The following is a 3,023-nucleotide window of genomic DNA, read 5'->3' as shown; positions in this document are numbered from 1 at the left end:
CGGCCGGGAGGACCAGGTCCCCGCCGTAGCGGGTGATCAGTTCGTTCTCGCACCACTCCACCGCGGCGGTGCGCGTGTCGAACGTGGGGACCGCGCGGTCCACGTCCCGGAAGGTCTCCGCGAGGGTGCCTTCGCCGTCGATCAGCACCAGCTCACGGTTCACCGTCGCGAGGTTCTCACGCACCTCGCCGAGCAGCCGGAGGGAGACGTCCGCGACCTCGTCGACGCGGCGCAGATCGAGGATCACGAAGTCGACGTCGTCGTCCAGGCTGCTGAGCTCCCGGACCATCGACTCGGTGCCGGCGAAGAGCAGGTCACCGTTGAGTTCGATGACCATGGCGCGGTGGCCGTGGTCGCGGAGGACGTCCATCGCCTCGTCGGTCCGCCGGATGCCGGAGGGAGCCGCCGTGATGTCGTAGGTCGCGCGGATGGCCGATCGCCCCGCCCGCGCGGCCCGCACGAAGTGGAGCTCCATGTCGCGGGAGAGCCGCTGGCTGGTCGCCATGCCGCGCACACTGCTGCCGTGGTCGTCGAGGGGTGGCGAATAGACGGCGAGGCCCACCTGACCGGGGAGCACGGCGATGGTGCCGCCGCCCACCCCGCTCTTGGCCGGCATGCCCACCGTGCTGATCCACGATCCGGCGTCGTCGTACATGCCGCACGTGGTCATGACGGACAGGACGCGCTCCACGGCGGACAGGTCCATCGCCTCGACGCCGGTCAGGGGATTGCGGCCCGAGTTGGCGAGGGTCGCCGCCATGACGGAGAGGTCCATGCAGGTGACCATCACGGAGCACTGGCGGAAGTAGTCCTCCAGAACGGGCGTCGGGTCCTCCTCGATGATGTCGAAGGACCGCAGCAGGTAGGCCAGGGCGCGGTTGCGGTGTCCGTGCTCGAGCTCGGACCGGAAGATCTCCTCGTCCACGCCCAGCTGGCGGCCCGCGAAGGCGGAGTAGGTGTTCACGATGCGGCGGAACCGGGTGTTGCCGCCCCGGGACCGGACGAGGGACGTCGCCGTGAGCGCACCGGCGTTGATCATCGCGTTCGACGGCCGGCCCGTGCCCGGCGCCAGCGAGATCTCGTTGAAGGAGTCGCCGGAGGGCTCCACGTCCACCTTCGCGTCGACGGCCTCCATGCCGAGATCGGACAGCGCCAGCCCGTAGGTGAAGGGCTTGGAGATCGACTGGATGGTGAACTCCTCGCGGGTGTCACCGACCTCGTACATGTATCCGTCCACGGTGGTCAGGCAGATCCCGAAGTTGTCGGGATCGACGTTCGCCATCGCGGGGATGCTGCTGTACGGCTTGCCGTCCCGCAGTTCGGAGATCTCCCGGTGGATGGTCCTGAGGTAGCTCTCGATCGGCGATTCCATGCTGTCCACCCTACGGGGGCCGCGCCGGCACGACGCCCCGGGCGCCGGTCAGCGGGTGCGCAGGGTGTGGCGGATCGAGAGCACGAAGAGCTGGACGACGGCGGTGGCACCGCCGAGGAGGATCAGCGGCGGCGCGGCCGTCACGGTGTACTGGAACCACGGGGGGCCGGTGGGGCCCGACGGCGCGAGCGCCATGCTCTCCAGGTACTGCTGGTCGTGCAGGATCGGCGCCACGAGGAGGTAGGTGCCCGCCGCCAGGAGGACGCCCGCGACCAGCCACACCCACACGTCGAAGGGATTGCGGGGCGTGTCGTGCGCCGGGCGCGCCACCGTCCCGGGTCCCACCTCGCGGATCTCCGACGGATCGGCCGTGCTCCCGATGACCTGCGGCAGGGCGGGTGCGAGCGGCGCGGGGGATGCCATCCGCGATGCCGCATCGCCGTCGCCGCCACGCTGGTAGATGTCTGCGTAGCGTGGATCGTAGGTTCCCTGCATGCGGTCGCTGCTCATCGGATTCCCCCCCTGGACTGACGATCGCTCCAGAGTAGACCACGGGTCCTTCGTGGTCCCCCTGTCGTCCCACCGTTTCTCGCCGGGGCCGTCGGCTCTGGACCGCGCGGCTAGACTGGCCAGCCGGTGCACCCGCACCGGATGACGGGGAGGGACCCATGCCCAGGAAGACCGCAGGTGGCGCGACTCCCGCGCCGCGGCTTGCCCTGCGGGCGCCGCAGGGCGTCACCCGGGTGGCCGAGCCGCGGCTGCTCGACGGCGACCACCGGGAGGGCGAGCACTACGAGCGGACCTCGTTCGACGGTGGGGAGCTTGCCGGCATCACCCTGCAGGAGTGCCTGCTCGAGGGCGTCCGCCTGAACGACACGGACCTGCGCGGCGCCCGCTTCCTCGAATGCGCCCTCGAGGACACGTATGCGCCGGTCTTCCGCGCACCGCGGAGCAGCTGGCGGGAGACGTCCCTGCGGAGCACGCGGTGGGGTTCCGCCGAGCTGTACGACAGCCGGTTCGACGCGGTGCACCTCGACGGCGGGAAGCTGGACTACGTGAACCTCCGCAGCTCCCAGCTGACGGACGTCCTGGTGAGCGACTGCATCATCGGCGAACTGGATCTGACCGGGGTCCGGGCGACCCGGCTGGCCCTGCGGGACTGCACGATCGGGACCCTCACCCTCGACGGCGCACAACTGAAGGACGCCGACCTGCGCACGAGCACCTTCCGCAGCATCCACGGTCTCGACGGCCTGCGCGGCGCCACGATCGACGAGTACCAGCTACAGCTGCTGGCGCCGTTCCTCGCCGAGAGCATGGGTCTGCGCATCGAGGGGTGAGCCCGGATCACCGCCGCGGGGGCACCAGGCCGTCAGGCGGATGCGGACGAGCCGGTGCCCGGGTAGCCGGGTCCGCCGGGGTGCGCCGTGCCTGAGGGATGGCCGGGGCCCGGCGGATGGGCCGGTCCGGACGGATGCCGGTCGGCGGTGTAGTCCCGGCCCGGAGCGGGTGATGGCGCTGCCACGGAACCCTGTGCTGCGGACGAGGAACCGGACGAGGAACCGGACGCGGTCGGAGGCACCGGTGAGCGTCCGGACGGGCCCTCTGCGGAGGCCGCCGGCGCATCGACCGACCGGGCCGAGGTCGGGGC

3 protein-coding genes are annotated in these 3,023 nt (G+C 71.2%); 1 reads left to right on the top strand and 2 read right to left on the bottom strand.

The genetic code is table 11. The annotated features are described in order from the left end of the window. A partial coding sequence (gene glsA, locus CVO76_RS16440) for a glutaminase A (protein ID WP_208740154.1) occupies positions 1-1,372 on the bottom strand: 1,372 nt, incomplete at its 3' end. A gap of 48 nt (positions 1,373-1,420) precedes the next feature. After that, positions 1,421-1,882: a hypothetical protein gene (locus CVO76_RS16435; protein WP_208740153.1), complete on the bottom strand. Its 462-nt coding sequence runs from the start codon at positions 1,880-1,882 to the stop codon at positions 1,421-1,423. 158 nt (positions 1,883-2,040) lie between these two features. On the opposite strand from CVO76_RS16435, the gene CVO76_RS16430 reads away from it, so the two are divergent. Next, entirely contained in the window at positions 2,041-2,712 is a 672-nt protein-coding gene (locus CVO76_RS16430) for a pentapeptide repeat-containing protein (protein ID WP_208740152.1), read from the top strand. Positions 2,713-3,023: the final 311 nt, after the last annotated feature.

The organism is Arthrobacter agilis, assembly GCF_002953615.1.
Classification (GTDB): Bacteria; Actinomycetota; Actinomycetes; order Actinomycetales; family Micrococcaceae; genus Arthrobacter_D; species Arthrobacter_D agilis_B.
This window is presented reverse-complemented; position numbering and strand designations above follow the sequence as displayed.

Excerpts from the sequence above, each read along its gene's own strand:
- CVO76_RS16435 (WP_208740153.1), bottom strand. The coding sequence starts at position 1,882 with ATGAGCAGCGACCGCATGCAGGGAACCTACGATCCACGCTACGCAGAC.
- CVO76_RS16430 (WP_208740152.1), top strand. The coding sequence starts at position 2,041 with ATGCCCAGGAAGACCGCAGGTGGCGCGACTCCCGCGCCGCGGCTTGCC.